Source organism: Paenibacillus sp. NPDC058174 (assembly GCF_042883865.1).
GTDB lineage: Bacteria > Bacillota > Bacilli > Paenibacillales > Paenibacillaceae > Pristimantibacillus.
Map to the genome: position 1 here is coordinate 292,212 of NZ_JBHVUY010000001.1, position 17,013 is coordinate 309,224.

The window sequence follows — 17,013 nt, forward strand, 5'->3', positions numbered from 1 at the left end:
ATCCATGCTAGAAAAATACGGTCACGGAGGCGATTTACGCACCGCTGAGGAATCATACGGGCTGCCTGCCGGACAGTTTTTGGATTACAGCTCGAATATGAATCCATTTGGACCACCGCCAGCCGTGAGGCAAGTATTGACAGTCTATGCTGATCACATCGACCGTTATCCTGATCCGGCGGTTCGGGGATTGAGATCGAAGCTGGCACAGCTGCATGGGATTGATGAGCAATCCATTCTGATCGGCAACGGGGCCGCTGAGCTAATCGATCTTGTCGTCAGGCAGCATAACCCGGTTATTACAGCGCTGGCTCATCCTTCATTCGCCGAATACGGCGATGCCGTTCATAAAATTGGCGGAGGCACAGCGCCGATACCGTTAACCGAAGCTGAACAATTTCAGCTTTCCGAAGCATCACTGCAGCAATCGCGAGCTGCCGATTTCTTTATGCTCGGCTCACCCAACAATCCTACTGGCAAGCTCGTTCATCCTGAGCTGCTCCGGCAGCTAGTCAAGCGGGGAGCAACTGTCGTTGTTGATGAAGCTTTTATGGACTTTGTACCCGATGAAGAAGCTTATTCACTGCTGCAAGAAGCGGCTGTGAATGACCGGCTGTTCGTCATTCGGTCGATGACCAAGTTTTATGCCATTCCGGGCATTCGCTTGGGCTATATCGTCGGAGAACCGGGCAGCATTGCCGCGCTTAGCCGGCTTCAAGTGCCTTGGAGCGTGAACTCGCTTGCTCAGTTGATTGGCGAGGCGGTGCTGGATGACAAGGAATTTGCCGGCAAAACGAAACGCTGGCTGCAGGAAGAGGGGCCGTGGTTTGTGAATCGGCTTCGGGAGTCAGGGCTGGAAGTATATCCTGGTGCGGCGAATTATGTGCTGGTCAGACTGCCGGAACAGCCGGGTTTAACAGCTGCTGCTTTGCAGAAGGAAATGGGACAGCGGGGGATTTTGATCCGGGATGCTTCCCATTTTACCGGGCTGGATGAACGCTTCTGCCGATTTGCGATTAAGCTGCGTGCTCAGAACGAGCGGTTTTTGCAGGTGCTGCAGCAGGCGATGGCTGCGCTTCAGACTTATAGCGGCAAGGAGGGCATGGAAGAATGACACAGCCTTTCCGCTCTGCCAGCTTTTACGAATCTATCGTATGGCCCGGTGTGAAAGCGGAGCTGATAGAGGGAGAACGAATCGTCGTCTCCAGTCCCATGCAGCTTCGCACGGTTAGCAGCGCCGTACATCTTGGCGGTTTTGCAGCTGCGGATACGGTCGTCAATTGGAAGGTTCCGATTCCTTACGAATGCGAAGATCCTGCAGCAGATGCAGGCAGCCGTTTGACGGGCTGGGGTTACGACCCGGATAACACGATTTGCCTCATGACCGCAGCTAAGCTGACACATCTCTCAGTTGCGGAGGAAGAGGGAGATTGCTTCAAGCTGGTCTGCTTCACGACCTCCGGTACAAGCAACGGCGCCAGAGCCGGACTGCCGCGAGAAACGTTCTCCGCTTATGCGCCTGGCACGATTAATACAGTTCTCCTCATTGACGGTCAAATGACGGACGCAGCAATGGTTAATGCCGTCATTCAAGCGGCAGAAGCTAAAGCCGCAGCGCTGCAGGACCTGAACATCATCGATCCGGATAACGGGATGACCGCTACAGGCACGACGACGGATGCAATTGTCATCGGAGTCAGCGGCGAGGGCTACGGAAGCAGCGTTCATGCCTATGCAGGCGCGGCGACGACAATCGGCAACGCAATCGGGCGTCTCGTTTATGCGACAGTATATGAGGCGAGCCTTACTCAGCATGAGAAGTAGCTTATTGTATCGAAAAAAGGTCTGACTGCATCGATTCGAACGGGAAAGAATCGATGCAGGCAGACCTTTTTAATAGTGTACAGCATGTCAGTAGCGCAAAAGCTGACGCATTGCATGATCGTCAATGACGATTGGCTCTGTCGGAACAAGATCCAGACGAAAACCGCTGACCAGCTCGGCAGCCGATATAGATTCTACAGCGTCCGTCTGCCCGGCTAAGCGGGCCAGCCAGCCGATAATATGCTCTGGAGCGACGCCGGATGCTCTTAATCCGGCGATCGACGTGTCCCCGTGGCGCTTGGCAAGGCGTTTGCCATCCTCGCCCATCAGCAGCGGAACATGGGCGAAGCGGGGAGCGGGGAGCCCAAGCGCTTCGTATAGCAGCAGCTGCCTTGGGGTCGAATCGAGCAGGTCATATCCGCGCAGCACATCGGTAATGCCCATTGCAGCATCATCCACAACAACAGCCAGCTGATAGCTGATGATGCCGTCCGCGCGGCGAACGACGAAGTCGCCTCCTGCATCCGCCGCGAAGGTCTGCCTGCCGGCAGCGCCATCGTGAAAGGTAACGAAATCACGGTTCTCATCGATCCGGAATCGAAGGGAAGGCGCCTTAACCTCCCGCCGCTGCTGCTGCTCCTCCGGTGTCAGACAGCGGCAGGTTCCAGCGTACGAAGGCCCTTCCTCACCCAGTCCATGGGGCGCGCTGGCGACAGCCAGCAGCTCAGCGCGGCTGCAAAAGCAAGGATAGAGCGTGCCGTACTGCTCCAAGCGTTGAAGTGCAGCAGCATACCATTCGTCTCGTTCACTTTGCGTATATGGAGCGAACGGGCCGCCTACATCAGGACCTTCATCCCATTCGATACCTAGCCATCGAAGGTCCGTCAGCGCTTGCTCAGCAAGCGCTGGACGGCATCGGGGCTTGTCGATGTCCTCCACCCGCAGCACAAATTGCCCGTTTGCGCTTCGAACCTGCAACCACGCAAGCAGCGCTGCCCAAATATTGCCGATATGCATAAGCCCCGAAGGCGTCGGAGCGAAACGTCCGCGAATCATGGCATTATCTCCTTTTACACTATTCTCTATTTTACAAACGATAGCATGTCTAAATCTGTGAGCGCAACCATTCTCCCCAGTTTGAAGTCTAATAGATCAGTATTGCGTATGAATAACAGAATGAACAGATAAAGGATGAGGGGAGCAGCGGTGAAGATGAACGAGACCATTGCAGATTGGAATAAAAAGCTGGAGGATATGCGGGAGAGGATGTCGTCGCAATGGCAGCTGGAGCGGCGCCGTCAGCAGCTTCAAACGCAGGTGAATGCCGAGATGAAGCTGATTACAGAACTGGAGGTCAAGCTGGACAAGGAGCAGGAAGATGTAGATAAGCTCCTGAAGCTGAGCTGGACGAATCTGTTCCATACGCTGCTTCGGAATAAAGATGAGCAATTGGAAACGGAGCGTCAGGAAGCTCTTGCTGTATCGTTAAAGCTGCAGCAGGCGAAGCTGGAGGTAGAGACACTCAAAACAGAGCTGATTGAGACCGGAAATCAGCTGAGCGAGCTGCATGGTGCGGAAGCGGCGTATGCCAGTCTTATGCTGCAGAAAGAGCAGTGGATCCGGAACGGCGACCCGGAAGCTGCTCATCGTCTGGAGGAGCTGGACAGCCAGCTGATTGAAGCACAGCAGCGGCGCAAGGAGTGGTATGAAGCGGCGGCAGCGTGCCGTCAGCTTGTGCTGTCTCTGGAGGATGCCGTCAATAAGCTGGATTCAGCTGCCAGCTGGGGCACCTATGATATGCTGGGCGGCGGGCTGATCAGCACATCCATTAAGCATTCCAGAATTGATGATGCCAAAAGCTCGATCAATACGGCCCGCCATTTGGTCAAACGGCTCAAGGAAGAACTGAAGGACGTCAATCTCAAGTCTGACTTGGAGGTGGAGATTGGCGGCATGGCGACGTTTGCCGATTATTTTTTCGACGGATTGATTACAGATTGGATTGTACAAGGTAAAATAAAAGAATCGCTGTCGCAGGCTGAGAACCAGCTTCATAAAGCCAGAATGCTTCTTAAGACGCTGGATAAGGAGCTGGCACAGGCCGAAGGGACGCAAGCATCGTTGAAAGAGGATCGCGATCAGTTAATTCGTCAGTTTGCGGGTTAACCGGCGCTATGCCGCTTATTGCTACAGGAGGTTGTTGATTTTGATACGGATTATGGGCTTGACGAAAAGCGGACAGTGGAGGAATGATCTGACGATCGGGCAGCTGGCAACGGCTGAGCTCGAATGGTATTGGGCGGATTTTTGCGAGCCGAGCGATGAGGAGTCCGCCTTGCTCTCTTCCTATTTTCATTTCCATCCGCTGGCAATCGAGGATTGTTTCCACTTGCTGCAGCGGCCGAAGCTGGATCATTACGATCCGCTGCATTTTTTAGTGCTGCATTCGATTGATCCCCGCACTTTGGCCGTGTATGAGGTCAATATGTTTATTGGACAGCAATTCATGGTCACCTATCATTATCAGCCTTCAGATGAGATTGAGGAGGCGCGGGCGAAAATTGCCAAAAGCACGGCTGCCAGCCAGAACTGGTCGTTATTCGCGGCTTATTTAGTAATAGACAAGCTGGTCGATCAGTATTTTCCGGCCGTTCAGGAGCTGGAGGAACAGGTGCTGGACATGGAAATCGGCGGCGGCAACGAGAAAAACCAGACGGCGATCGAAGATATTTTCAATATACGTTCCAGACTGCTTCGCTTGCGCAAGACGATTCTTCCGATGCGGGAGCTGCTCTACCGGATTCTAAATACGGAACGAATTGACGGACTGAGCCAGTATGTGGCCTTTTACCATGATATTTACGATCATCTGCTGAAGCTGGCCGAAATGACCGACGCCTGCCGAGAGATGACAGCGGATTTGCGGGACAGCTATATGTCGTATAACTCGAACCGGATGAACTCTATTATGAAGACGCTGACGGTTATTACGACAATTTTTATGCCGCTCACCTTTTTGGCGGGCATCTACGGCATGAACTTTCATAATATGCCAGAGCTCAATTGGAGCTGGGGCTATTTTCTGCTGCTGGGCATTATGCTCGTCATTGGAGTGGGAATGTACGTCTGGTTCAGGCGCAAAGGCTGGTTTGATTGACCCAATAGACAAGATTGACAGGCAGCTTCCTGATCGAGATCGAGATGCGAGTCTGTCGTTTTGCTTTAGGGCATGACGGAAAGATACGGCTTGCGAAGGGCTGAAAGAGCGAAGGAAAAAGGGGAAACGCAATGATGGCAAGCAAGGACAATAATTTAGAGGTTGGGCAGGACAAAGGTGCCGCTGAAACACCGTCTAACGACAAGCTTGGCGGGAAAAAGACAGCTGCCGTCGCGGCCGTAATGGCAGCGGTCATTGTAGGCGCGGGCATTCTGTTCTTCATTATGATGCAAGCGCTGCAGGCGAAAAGTGACCGGATGGAGGCTTTTCCTAGCAGCTATACATACGCTGCGGCGACATCAGCCGGAGGCATGGAGCTCCACGTGCTGGCGACTAAACCGTCTAATGTCACCTTGACGGCCATTCATAACAATGTATCAATCTCGCCGTATTACGGCATTAATGGCGGTTTTTTCTATGATAAAGCTTTGCTTAGCATCGCTATCGTTAATAGCTTTCCGGTCAATGGAGCCATTGGCGATTACGGTTCTGGCAATGAAAATGTCAAATATGCCCGCGGCACGCTCGTATGGGACGGGGCGGCCAATAAGCTGTCTGTTCAGGTTGCCGGCAAGGCGTCGGAATTGAAGGTAATGGACCATACCCGTTTTTGGGCGCAGGGCGGCATTAGCATGAGCCTTGGTCATGACGAGGAATGGAAAGCGCAGACAGAACGTGAGCAGGCGCCTTTCCCGGATGATCTTCGTTTGCGGTCAGGCGCTGTCTATGATGAAAGCGGAACGCTGTATCTTGTTGTCAGCAAGACGAAGGGGACGCTGAGTCAATTCCGTGAGGCGGTTACGGAGCTGGTCGGAGGCGGAAAACTCGTTGACGGCATTTTTCTCGACGGTGACGGCTCATCGCAGCTGCGAAGCGGGGAAGCACAGCTGGCTGGCGACAATCGGCCTGTCGTGCAGATGCTGCGAATTGTAAAGTAGAATAGAATAGCTGGTCATGCAACAGGAGATATATCATTAATTATTAATGGCGTTAATTATTGGCTTGGAGGCTATCTATATGTTAAAACCATCATTGCCCATCGATGAAGTGCTGCCGGAGCTAATGGCCGCGCTTCGGACGAATACCGGCGCAGTGCTGACAGCAGAACCCGGCGCGGGCAAGACGACGAGGGTGCCGCTTGCGCTGCTGGACGAGCCATGGCTGCAAGGGCGCAAGATCATTATGCTGGAGCCGAGACGGCTGGCAGCTCGTTCTGCAGCTAAATATATGGCGGATATGCTGGGTGAGCCGGTTGGCGCAACGGTTGGTTATAGGGTGCGGCTGGATACGAAGGTGAGCCGTTCGACACGCATCGAAGTCGTTACAGAAGGCATTCTCACGCGGATGCTGCAGGAGGATCAGGCGCTGGAGCAGGTTGGAGCGGTGCTGTTCGACGAATTTCACGAGCGGCATTTGCACGGAGATCTGGGGCTGGCGTTGTGCTTGCAGACGCAGGCGCTGCTTCGGGACGATCTGCGGCTTCTCATTATGTCCGCGACGCTCGATACAGCAGCTGTTGCTGCGCTGCTCGGCGAAGCGCCGGTTATCGCGAGCAAAGGCAGAGCTTATCCGGTGCAGACGGTCTATCTATCGTCGCGGCCGGAAGGCAAGGGCAAGCTGGAGACCAATATGGCATCTCTCATTCAACAGGCTTTGCGAGAGAGTGACGGAGACGTCTTGGCTTTTCTTCCCGGTATAGGAGAAATCAGACGGACGGCCTCTGTGCTTGCGCAAGCTGGGATCGGTACGGTTGGGGCAATAAGAGTTACGGAGCTCCATGGCAGTTTGCCGCTTGAAAAACAGGATGAAGCAATAGCGCCATGCAGGCTGGGAGAGCGGAAGGTTGTGCTGGCGACTTCGATTGCGGAGTCGAGCTTGACGGTAGAAGGGGTGCGCATCGTTGTGGACAGCGGACTTATGCGGGTTCCCCGGTTCTCGCCGCGGACGGGAATGTCACGGCTTGAGACGGTCCAGGTATCGCAGGCATCAGCCGATCAGCGAAAAGGCCGTGCAGGCCGGCTGGCCTCCGGCGTTTGCTACCGGCTATGGACGGAGCAGGAGCAGCGTTATTTGCCGGAGCAGAGCGCGCCTGAGCTTGCGGAAGCGGATTTGACGCAGCTGGCGCTGGAGCTTGCTGTATGGGGCATTCAGCAGCCATCTGAGCTCCGCTGGCTGGACGAGCCGCCGCAAGCGGCATTCGAGCACGCGACGGAGCTGCTGAAGCTGCTTCGCGCTATCGATGCTTCAGGCAAGCCTACAGGCTGGGGCAGGCGCATGGCGAGACTAGGCTTGCATCCGCGGCTTGGGTACATGCTGCTGCAGGCAAAGCGGCTCGGCTTGGCGGAGACGGCCAGCGAGCTGGCTGCTCTGCTCAGTGAACGTGATTTGCTGCCGCAGGAGCGCAATGTCGACCTGCTGCTGCGGGTCGATGCGCTTAAGGGCAGAGGCGCTGGCGGTGCAGACCGCGGCGCTGTTCAGCGAATGAAAGCGCAAGCGGCACAGTGGCTGCGGATGTTGGATGCTGCGGAAGGAGAGGATACCGGCGGCGGGAGTGAAGCCGAACAGCGGGAGCAGCCGCCGGAAGGGGAGCCTTTCGGCTTGCTGCTCGCCTTTGCTTTCCCCGACCGGATTGCCCAGCGGCGGAATGATGGCCGCTACTTGCTAGCGAATGGCCGAGGAGCTGCGCTTCCTGAGCTTCAGCCGTTATCGCGGGCTGCGTATTTGGTCGCAGCCGAGCTGGACGATTCCGGCACGGAAAGCCGGATTCGGCTGGCAGCCATGCTCCAGGCGGAACAGCTTCAGCTGGCAGCTGGCGAGCAAATTGAGGTGCAAGATTCGGTGGAATGGGACGCTTCCGCTGGAGCTGTCAGGGCGCGCAGGCGGCAGCGGCTTGGCGCTCTTGTCTTGAAGGAGGGGCCGCTGCCGCAGCCCCATCCTGAGCAAGTGGCGATGGCGCTGCTGGAGGGCATTCGGCAATCAGGACTAGGGCTGCTGCAGATGAGCAAGCAGTCGTCGCAGCTGCTTGCACGAATGCGGCTGATGTCGGGGAGGAACAAGGACTGGCCGGATATTTCCGAGGAGACGCTGCTTGCGACTCTTGACGACTGGCTGCTGCCCCATTTGATCGGAATGAGAAACCGCAACGATCTGCAGCGGCTGAATATGATCCAAGTTCTGGAATCGTTGTACAGCTGGCAGCAGCGCCAGCAGCTCGATGAGATGGTCCCGACTCATATTACGGTGCCGAGCGGCTCGCGTATTCCAGTCGATTACAGCGATCCCGAAGCACCGTTCATCGCCGTTCGGCTGCAGGAGCTGTTTGGCTTGCGGGAAACGCCGCTGCTGGCCGGCGGCAAGCTGCCGCTTACCATTCATCTGCTTTCCCCTTCCCAGCGGCCCGTTCAGGTTACCCGGGATTTGAGCAGCTTTTGGAGCGGTGCTTATTTCGAAGTGAAGAAGGATCTAAAAGGAAGATATCCGAAGCACTACTGGCCGGATGATCCCTATGCCGCGCAGCCTACCAACCGGGCGAAGCCGCGGGGGCAGTAAGAGGAATGAGGTGTATGTATGAGCATTTCAGCAGAGTGGTTGTGGGTCTATTTGGCTGTTATCAACGTAGTTGCGTTTGCGCAAATGGGAGCGGATAAACATGCTGCCCGCAAAAAGCAAAGGCGCATCCCGGAAAAACGCCTGTTTGCCTTTGCAGCAATAGGAGGGGCGATCGGCGCCTGGACCGGTATGATTATGTATCGGCATAAGACGAAGCACCAGTCGTTTGTAGTCGGCATTCCGCTGCTGATCCTGTGGAATCTGGCTGCGGTTTATTTTGTTTTACTTTTGCTAGGGGAGGATGTTGCTGTTATTCCGTTCTAGCATATATTGAGCAGATGTTGGCGTACTTCGCACCGTGAGCCCAGCTCTATGCTCTGTTGTGTGAAGCAGGGGATGCTTAGAGCTATTACGTGTAGTATCCCATGGCCTTCAGGGCAAAAGTCAGAGTTGGAATCAGTGCAGTAGAATCAAAATGTAAAAGTGCATTTTGATTCTGTCCAAACACGCCTAAATCGCCATCAAAATGTAAAAGTGCAGGCAGAATGGTCTGGAATGGGCAAAATGGGCTCAAAAAGCGAGATCAAACTGCACTTTTGCATTTTGATGGACTAATTCGGCTATTTTAGCCGCATCAAACTGTACTTTTACATTTTGTTGCTCAGAATTGTGAAAGTCAGGCCAACGGGGAGAGCTCCACGCCCCCGCACTCCGATCATTCCGGGTAAGGCTGCGGCGCTGCCGAGCATGATACCCCCTATTGCTTAAAATACTTGCTCGACCAGCTGCTCTGAGTCCGCCTTGCAGCCTAAGGGCAGGCGTTAGGAAGAAGAAGATTGCCTTTGTGCCTCCAATAATGGTATAGTTGTAATCCATATTTTATCCATCGCAAACATACTCGCCGTCGTCCAGACGGCGATCTTTGCGTTTGAGAGACGAAACAATCTTAGGAGGTAACTGACACATGACGGTTCAAAGTGCCTATCAAGAAGAGAAGGACCGGCTCGCGATGTCGATGAATGAGATCGTCTCGCAGTTGAAACAGATCGGTCCGCGTTACACAGGCGATGACTTCACGGAGCAAATGCTCGATCTGCAAAGCGAGGAGCGTCGAAAACGGCTGGAGATCGCGCAGCGCGAGCCCTATTTCGGACGTATCGATTTTCAAGAGGTGCAGACAGATATGAGCAAGCCGCTCTATATCGGCAAAGCGGGCGTGGCGAAGCAGAGCAACATGGATGAACTGATCGTCATTGATTGGCGGGCTCCTGTAGCCAGCCTGTTCTATTCTTTTACGGGCGGGGAAGACCTTGCAGCTTACGAATCGCCGGAAGGCGAAATTGAAGGCCACGTCCATTTGAAGCGCAACCTGATGGTCCGGCACGGGGAGCTGGTGCGGATGGTAGACAGCTATACGCGCGGACAAGAGGATGACGCCGTTACCGATGAGTTTCTGCTCTACCGGCTAGGCGAGAATAAGGATAATAAGCTTCGCGATATCGTCTCCACGATCCAGCACGAGCAGGATCAAATCATCCGTTCGGAGCGGGCGAAGGCGCTATTCATCCAAGGCGTGGCGGGCAGCGGCAAGACGACAGTGGCGCTGCACAGGCTCGCTTTCCTTCTCTATCAATATGCGGATCGGATGCGTGCCGAACGGATGATTATTTTCGCGCCGAACCGGATGTTTCTTGACTATATTTCCGGCGTACTGCCGGAGCTTGGCGTAGGCGATATTCAGCAGACGACGTTCGCGGACTGGGCGCTGGAGCTTCTTGAGCTTGAAGTATCGCTCGCAAGTACAGAGGATACGCTCAATTATTGGTTCGAGCAGCACCGCACAGCGGAGGAGGCTGCGAATTCGTCCGGCAGGCTGAAAGGGTCGCTGGCATTTAAAGCGATCGTGGACCAGCGCATTGCCGAGACAGCAGCCCGCATCGTACCGGCCATTCCTTTCGAGCCGCTTCCGGGACTGGTTCTAAAGCCTGAGCAGATGCAGGAGTGGTACGACACGAATTATGGCGAAGAGACGCTGATGAAAAAACGCGACCGGCTGGCGAGCCGTATCCGCCGCTGGTTTGAGTCAGAGCTGAAAACACGCGGCATCGCGGATAAAAAAATCAGAGCGAAGGCTTCCGCTAAGCTGAACGCTTTCCTGAAGAAAATTCCGTCCTATACGGCCCCACAGCTGTATTTGACACTATTTCATGGCAAGCAGGCCTCGGCTGAGCTGCCGAAGAGCGTAGTCGCAGCAACCTGGTCCCGTCTTAAAGAAGGCCGGGTTGAAGGCGAGGATCTGGCTCCTCTCGCCTATATTCATTTGCGGCTGCATGGCCTGAAGACGCCGACCTATGACCACGTCGTCATTGATGAAGCGCAGGACTACTCACCGTTCCAGCTGGAAGCGCTTCGGCTGTGCCAAACGTCGCCATCCATGACGGTGCTGGGCGACTTGCAGCAGGGGATACATGATTATGCCGGCATTCAAAGCTGGCAAGAGCTTACGGCGCTGTTTGACGAGGAGCGTACCGGCTACTTCGAATTGAACCGGAGCTACCGTTCGACGATGGAAATTATCGAATTCGCCAACCGGATATTAGGCGCCATGGGCGGCGGTGTAAAACCGGCAGTACCGGTATTCCGCAGCGGCGATCCTGTGCTTGTTGAAGCAGTTGAGCCTGAGGGCTGGGCCTCCGGCATCATCTCAACGGTCCGGGAGTGGCAGAGCACCGGCCTCTACGAGACGATATCCGTTATCGGCAGAACCGCTGAACAGTGTGAGCGTATATATGATGCGCTTAAAGCTGAAGGGCTGGAGCCTTCACTGGTGCGAAGCAAGCAGCCGGAATACGGCGGCGGGCTGTCTGTTGTACCGGTCTATTTGTCAAAGGGACTGGAGTTTGACGCCGTACTTATCGCGGACGCGGATACCGACAGTTACGCCGATCATGACGCCAAGCTGCTCTATGTCGGCTGTACGAGAGCGCTGCACAAATTAAAGCTGATTCACAACGGTAAATTAACGGCATTAATTGCTCCGGAGCAGTTGACAACGTAATAGTAAATTTGACAGTATTAAGACAACTCCTTTAGGCATATTGACTTTAAAGTGACTTGTAACTAAACTTGCTACAAAGCGCTATAATCCCATGTCCAGGAAGGAATTGAATGGCATTGAGTAAACCGAAACCGAAAAAGCAAAATCGCCCCAACTCGTATAAGCAATCTAAAGGGGCGCAGCGAAAAGGGTCGAACAAACCGCTTATTTTTCTGACATTGGCGTTTGTGGCCGTTATTGCTGTCATCATCATCGGCCTTAATCAGCAAGGCAAGCCGGCTAATTTCGATTATGCTTCATTGCCGACGCAAGGAAGCTCGGAAGCACCTGTCAAACTTGTTGAGTTCGGCGATTTCAAATGTCCGTCCTGCCAATTTTTTGCGCAAAATATTAAACCGCAGTTAGAGAAGGACTTTATCGAAACAGGCAAAGCTTCGCTATCTTTCGTAAACTATACGTTCATCGGACCGGACTCGGTGACGGCAGCCCTGGCGGCTGAAGCGGTTCATCAGCAAAATCCGGAAGCGTACTGGACTTACTACAAAACGTTGTATGACAACCAGCAGGACGAGCGAATTCAATGGGCAACGCCGGATCACCTCGTTCAGCTGGCGAAAGATGCCAACCTGCCGATCGACTTTGATCTGCTGCGCAGCGACATCGACAAGAAGACCTATCAAAAAAGAGTGGACAAGGATAATGACTCGGTTCGTCCATTGAATGTAACGGGCACGCCGACGCTGTTCATCAACGGCAAGAAGTATACCGGTTCGATGGATTACGCATCGATTAAAGCGACGATCGAAAAAACGCTGAAGGGGTAGTATCCATTGAGATATGAATCTTGGAGTCAAAGGACCGGCCTGTACTTTGCTTGGCTGGTATCGCTTGTAGCGACCGGAGGCAGCTTGTACTTCAGTGAAATCGAAGGCTTTATTCCGTGCGATTTGTGCTGGTACCAGCGTATATTCATGTATCCGCAGGCGATAATTCTAGGCATCGCAGCTTATCGCGGCGACCGCCGTATCGTCTGGTATACGCTGCCGCTTAGCTTGATCGGCGGACTAATTTCCCTGTATCACAACATCGAGATTTGGTTTCCTAAGCTTGGTGAGGTTGCGCCTTGCCGTTCCGGCATTCCCTGCAACCAGGACTATCTCAATTGGTTCGGCTTTATTACGATTCCGCTGATGGCGCTTGCCGCTTTCATCTTGATTACGATTTTCCTGCTGCTGGCACGCGAAAGAGCTCAACTGCAAGAAGAAGCAGATGAGCAGGAGCCGGCCGAGTAACAGAATGTTCAAATGTAACAGAAAAAAGCTCCGAACGGGCCAGGTATACTGGCTGTTCGGAGCTTTTTTCATCTATAATAGACCTATTCTATTAGTAAATTATCGGAGTGAATACGATTGCTTGATTGGACTTGGGAACAATGGGCGGAGCCGCTCTTCCTATCGCTGCGCATTGCATTGATTGCCAGCGTCATCGTGCTGGCGCTCGGCACGCTGGTTGCTTGGCTAATGACGAAAAAGCCGCTGCAGGGCGCTTTATGGCTGGAGACATTATTCATGCTGCCGCTCGTTCTGCCGCCGACCGTCGTCGGATTTCTGTTGCTTGTTGTGATAGGGCGGAGAGGCTGGGCCGGCAAAGCATATGAATGGCTGTTCGGGCAGCCGGTTATTTTTACTTGGATGGCTGCAGTGATCGCTGCGGTCATCGTCGCTTTTCCTTTAGTCTATCAGACGATGAAAAACGGTTTTGCAGCGGTGGACAAGCATTTGGTGGAAGCGGCCCGTTCTGCGGGAGCAAGCGAATGGCAGGTGTTCCGCCACATTTCCTTGCCGCTCGCCAGCCGTTCGCTTATGACGGCCTATTTACTCGGCTTTGCCAGAAGCCTCGGGGAGTTTGGGGCTACGCTGATGGTGGCCGGCAATATTCCGGGCGTCACACAAACGACACCGACTGCCATTTATGTAGCCGTTGAATCCGGTCATATGGGGCTGGCTTGGGCTTGGACCGGTGCTATTGTCTTCATCTCGTTCGTTATGCTCTACTTGACAGGACGAAGAAGCGGCCGTTTAGACTGGTAAGCAGCCAGCCTTACAGCTGCAGAATCCCGGAATGCATCCATTTGATTGTACATTTCGTATTGCAGGCAAAGGGAGGCGTCAGAATGGTAAAGGAACATAGGGATACAGAGAAGCAGCTTGCCGATGCGCTGCGTGAAATTGAAATATGGGAAAGCTCGCAGAAGGATTTATGGTTTTGGGAGAAGCTCGGGCGGCTGCCGTTCATGCTGCTCGACAAGCTGACGCCTGCCGTCATTCAGCAAAAAATCGGAGAAGCGGTTAATGAGGTCGGCGCGTTCGTCCAGACAGGCGGCCGTTATCTGCTGTCAGAGAAATCGGTACTGGAGCGGTTAAGGAAGCAGATGCCTGAAGGGTCTGAAAGACTTGAACTGAACGCTGTAGCGCGCTTGCCGCTCAGCGTCATGGATATAACGGCTGACCAGCTGTCTGCCAGCCGGTCAAAGCTCGCCACGGTGCAAGGGGCGACGACTGGCTTTGGCGGACTGTTAACACTAGCACTCGATATTCCCGCTATATTGGGATTGTCGCTGAAGATTATACAGGAAATCGGCATCAGTTACGGCTATGATCCGAATATCCGTGAGGAACGGGTATTTGCAGTGAAAATTATGCAGTTCGCTTCGTCGGATATCGTCGGCAAAAAGGCGATCTTGGAAGAGCTGTCGGTATTTGAAGGAGGCGACGGAGGCAATCAAATGATGTCGCAGCTTCAAGGCTGGCAGGAAGTCGTCATGCTCTATCGTGACAATTTCGGCTGGAAGAAGCTGTTTCAGATGATTCCAGTTGCAGGCATGCTGTTCGGTGCGTTCATTAACAGAGGCATGCTGAATGATGTGGCAGAGGCTGCTAAGATGCTGTATCGTAAAAGAAGAGTTTTGCAAAAGATTGAAGAGAGCAGGGAACAACAAAATGATCGCATCTAGCGCTACACTATGGTCGGAAGCGGAACAATTTATAACGGAATGTTATGCCGAGCTTGGAAAGAGCGAAGCAGAAGCTAAGCTTCGCTTGTCCGAGATTGAGCGGCAAATTGATCGCGACGGCAGTTATACACATACGTACGAGGAATTGCAGCATGGAGCCAGGCTGGCTTGGCGTAACAGCAACCGGTGTATCGGGCGGCTGTTCTGGCAATCATTAGAGGTCCGTGACGCAAGGGAACTAGAGCAAGAGGATGAAGTTGCGGAAGCTATATTTAACCATATTAAATATGCCACAAACGGAGGACGCGTCCGCTCGACTATTACCGTATTTGCCCCTGAACGGACGAATCGCCGTATTCGCATCTGGAATCATCAGCTGGTCCGTTATGCCGGCTATCAGACAGAGCAGGGCGTACTTGGCGACCCGGCTTCCGTTGCCTTTACAGAAGTATGCACGAAGCTTGGCTGGAAGGGACGCCAAACACCGTTTGATGTGCTGCCGCTCGTCATTCAAATTGATGACCGCAAGCCAAAGCTGTATGAGCTGCCGGAAGGCATTGCGCTTGAGGTTCCGCTTGAGCATCCTGAGCTGGGAGAGGCCTTTCAAGCGCTCCAATTAAGATGGTATGCCGTACCCTTCATTTCGGATATGAAGCTGGAGATCGGGGGCTTGAACTATACGGCTGCCCCTTTCAACGGCTGGTATATGGGGACGGAGATCGGTGCACGCAATCTGGCTGATGTGCAGCGCTACAATCAGCTGCCGATGGTAGCGCAAGTGATGGGACTGGATATGACGACCAATACGTCGCTATGGAAGGACCGGGCTTTAGTAGAGCTGAATGCGGCCGTTATTCATTCCTATAAAAAGCAGGGCGTCAGCATTGTGGACCATCACACGGCCGCCGAGCAGTTTATGCGTTTTGAGAAGCAAGAGGAGGCGAACGGCCGCGAAGTGACGGGCAGATGGTCCTGGCTTATTCCGCCGATGTCGCCGTCTACAACCCCGATATGGCATCGGGGCTTTAAAGATAAACAATTGAAGCCGACCTACAGCTATCAGGCATCGGCTTATGATACCGGGGGTTAATTTGTGGATTTTAAAATGGAGTATTTATCGTTTTTCGTCATTGTGACCGATGGCGATGACAGCGGTTCGTCCAAGCGGTACAAGCATTATCAGACGCTGGACGAGGATGATTATGAAGACAGCGAAATTAAGAAGTTTCTTGATGGAGAATTCAAGCGGATCGTCAAGCGCAAAGTCGAACGCAATCCCAATTCGGAGAACGCGCCGACCAAAATTGGACGATTCATGGTCGAGCCCGGCTATGAGCTTGGAAGCAACCAGAACTACAATCTGTTCCAGCGTTTGCGCGATGCTGAGCATAAGGAGCGGTTCATCGGCATCGCCGACGAGCTTGTTCATATTTATATGGATACAAGCGCAGTCCGGGGCGGCGCGTTTATTATTGCGAGGGCGAAGCTGAATACGTATTTTGACGAGCCGTTTTTGTTTTTGCTGAAATGCGATTTCGAACCAAATATCGCTCGTATTGCTGATGAGCGGAGCTTGATTTCTCATGTCGAAATGGCTATAAGCGCACGCAGCATCAAGTCGATTCAATATCCGCATATGCCGGAGGAAGGAATGCTGGAGCATTGGGAGCTGAAAATCCATCAAGCGTCTCACGCCCGCTACTTCGAAGATTTTTTGAAGTATGTTTCTTATGAAAAACCGCTGCCTGAAGTGATGGGGGAGCAGGTTCTAGGCATGGTTCAACAGTATATGGAGGATAAATGGCAGGATGCTCCCGAGAGCACCGAACGGCGGGAGGAAGAGAACGCCATCGAGGTCTGGGCGAGCAGCGAGAAACGCGATATTCAAGAATATTGGACGCATGAGCAGGTTGCTGCGGCATCGGCGGCGCTTGTGGAGCAAAAGCCGGATTTATCTTTTTCGTTTAAGCTCGACAGCGTCACGATGAAAGGGCTGCTGGCTGATTTCGGAACAGCCTTCCACTTCGCCAAGCATAACGGAAGATACGTTGTCGTCATTGAAGGCGACTCCTTCCAATTTGATAAAGGCATGTCTCCGGTTGAGCTGCTTTCGCCGCCGGATTTAACGGAGATCCTGGATGTGATCGGAACGCATCGGCGTGAGCGGGAGGAAGCGCCGCAGCCGCAATCGGAGCTTGAAGCTTCGCTCAACAGAGCCCAGTCCAATAACGACCCTGCCGCTGACGGGAACGCTAACGACGATGTACCCTGGTAGTGCCCGCTAGCTCCGCTGCGGAATGTGAATGATGAGCTTTGGCAACAATAAGGGAAAGCCAAGCCATCTTGCATTGT

The 17,013-nt window shown here is 53.5% G+C and carries 15 protein-coding genes; 14 read left to right on the plus strand and 1 reads right to left on the minus strand.

Annotated features, from left to right (window positions below; translation table 11 throughout):
- The first annotated feature begins 4 nt into the window (after window positions 1-4).
- Entirely contained in the window at window positions 5-1,114 is a 1,110-nt protein-coding gene (cobD, locus tag ACFVVF_RS01285; protein ID WP_387804669.1) for a threonine-phosphate decarboxylase CobD, read from the plus strand.
- Window positions 1,111-1,824, plus strand: coding sequence for an adenosylcobinamide amidohydrolase (locus tag ACFVVF_RS01290; protein ID WP_387804671.1), 714 nt, complete (start codon window positions 1,111-1,113; stop codon window positions 1,822-1,824). The genes cobD and ACFVVF_RS01290 overlap by 4 nt, the downstream gene beginning before the upstream one ends.
- 87 nt (window positions 1,825-1,911) lie before the next feature.
- Here ACFVVF_RS01290 and gluQRS read toward each other — a convergent pair whose 3' ends face one another.
- On the minus strand, window positions 1,912-2,880 hold the full coding sequence (gluQRS, locus tag ACFVVF_RS01295) for a tRNA glutamyl-Q(34) synthetase GluQRS (protein WP_387804673.1): 969 nt from the start codon (window positions 2,878-2,880) through the stop codon (window positions 1,912-1,914).
- 150 nt (window positions 2,881-3,030) lie between these two features.
- Between gluQRS and ACFVVF_RS01300 the strand changes: the two genes are divergently transcribed.
- The 12 genes from ACFVVF_RS01300 to ACFVVF_RS01355 all read left to right on the plus strand — a co-directional run bounded on the left by ACFVVF_RS01300 (window position 3,031) and on the right by ACFVVF_RS01355 (window position 16,936).
- Window positions 3,031-3,990, plus strand: a complete 960-nt coding sequence (locus ACFVVF_RS01300) for a coiled-coil domain-containing protein (protein ID WP_387804675.1) — start codon at window positions 3,031-3,033, stop codon at window positions 3,988-3,990.
- A 40-nt stretch (window positions 3,991-4,030) separates the two neighbouring features.
- Window positions 4,031-4,981: a magnesium/cobalt transporter CorA gene (gene corA, locus ACFVVF_RS01305; protein ID WP_387804677.1), complete on the plus strand. Its 951-nt coding sequence runs from the start codon at window positions 4,031-4,033 to the stop codon at window positions 4,979-4,981.
- 131 nt (window positions 4,982-5,112) lie between these two features.
- Window positions 5,113-5,979 carry a hypothetical protein gene (locus ACFVVF_RS01310; protein ID WP_387804679.1) on the plus strand — a complete coding sequence of 289 codons (867 nt, stop codon included), beginning with the start codon at window positions 5,113-5,115 and terminating at the stop codon, window positions 5,977-5,979.
- Window positions 5,980-6,058: 79 nt separating this feature from the next.
- Window positions 6,059-8,590, plus strand: coding sequence for an ATP-dependent helicase HrpB (gene hrpB / locus ACFVVF_RS01315; protein WP_387804681.1), 2,532 nt, complete (start codon window positions 6,059-6,061; stop codon window positions 8,588-8,590).
- 18 nt (window positions 8,591-8,608) lie between these two features.
- A complete protein-coding gene (locus ACFVVF_RS01320) occupies window positions 8,609-8,914 on the plus strand; it encodes a DUF1294 domain-containing protein (RefSeq protein WP_387804683.1) in 306 nt (101 codons plus the stop codon).
- A gap of 640 nt (window positions 8,915-9,554) precedes the next feature.
- Window positions 9,555-11,648 carry a HelD family protein gene (locus tag ACFVVF_RS01325; RefSeq protein ID WP_387804685.1) on the plus strand — a complete coding sequence of 698 codons (2,094 nt, stop codon included), beginning with the start codon at window positions 9,555-9,557 and terminating at the stop codon, window positions 11,646-11,648.
- A gap of 110 nt (window positions 11,649-11,758) precedes the next feature.
- The gene (locus tag ACFVVF_RS01330) at window positions 11,759-12,472 is read left to right on the plus strand and encodes a DsbA family protein (RefSeq protein WP_387804687.1); all 714 of its coding nucleotides are present in this window, start codon (window positions 11,759-11,761) and stop codon (window positions 12,470-12,472) included.
- 6 nt (window positions 12,473-12,478) lie between these two features.
- Window positions 12,479-12,940 carry a disulfide oxidoreductase gene (locus tag ACFVVF_RS01335; RefSeq protein WP_387804689.1) on the plus strand — a complete coding sequence of 154 codons (462 nt, stop codon included), beginning with the start codon at window positions 12,479-12,481 and terminating at the stop codon, window positions 12,938-12,940.
- Window positions 12,941-13,057: 117 nt separating this feature from the next.
- Window positions 13,058-13,738 (plus strand): molybdate ABC transporter permease subunit, encoded by a 681-nt coding sequence (gene modB / locus ACFVVF_RS01340; protein WP_387804691.1) that lies wholly within the window; start codon window positions 13,058-13,060, stop codon window positions 13,736-13,738.
- Window positions 13,739-13,821: 83 nt separating this feature from the next.
- On the plus strand, window positions 13,822-14,661 hold the full coding sequence (locus ACFVVF_RS01345; RefSeq protein ID WP_387804693.1) for an EcsC family protein: 840 nt from the start codon (window positions 13,822-13,824) through the stop codon (window positions 14,659-14,661).
- Window positions 14,648-15,751: a nitric oxide synthase oxygenase gene (locus ACFVVF_RS01350; protein WP_387804695.1), complete on the plus strand. Its 1,104-nt coding sequence runs from the start codon at window positions 14,648-14,650 to the stop codon at window positions 15,749-15,751. The genes ACFVVF_RS01345 and ACFVVF_RS01350 overlap by 14 nt, the downstream gene beginning before the upstream one ends.
- Before the next feature lie 3 nt (window positions 15,752-15,754).
- Window positions 15,755-16,936, plus strand: coding sequence for a DUF3900 domain-containing protein (locus ACFVVF_RS01355; protein WP_387804697.1), 1,182 nt, complete (start codon window positions 15,755-15,757; stop codon window positions 16,934-16,936).
- Window positions 16,937-17,013 lie beyond the last annotated feature (77 nt).